Origin of the sequence: Lactobacillus delbrueckii subsp. bulgaricus, assembly GCF_046938665.1 — a bacterium.
GTDB lineage: Bacteria > Bacillota > Bacilli > Lactobacillales > Lactobacillaceae > Lactobacillus > Lactobacillus delbrueckii_C.
Genome location: NZ_JBKZCD010000096.1, coordinates 1 through 280 on the forward strand (window position 1 = coordinate 1; position 280 = coordinate 280).

Consider the following 280-nt stretch of genomic DNA (forward strand, 5'->3'; position numbering starts at 1 on the left):
AGACAGATAGAAGCCAGAGGCATCGTACTTGATAGTGGCAGTACCAATCCGAAAGTTTGGATTGTGGGCAAGAACCTTGCGGTAGCTTGAGCCGCTGATTCTGATTTTGCCAAGCTTTGGCATCTTGACGTGTTTCATGTCCAGGAAGCGCACCGAGCCTGAAAATGGAGTACAGTTTTCGATCTTCTTGTTCTTGCTGTCATAGGTACAAGAAGTCTGATAGCCATCGTTGACTCCTTTCTTGTGATATTTTGGGCGACCTGATGAATGAACCTTGTGG

Annotated in this window: 1 pseudogene; it reads right to left on the reverse strand. The window is 46.4% G+C overall.

Annotated elements, in window-relative coordinates:
* Window positions 1-280, reverse strand: a pseudogene (locus ACLUXO_RS10380) (RNA-guided endonuclease InsQ/TnpB family protein); the annotation flags it as partial.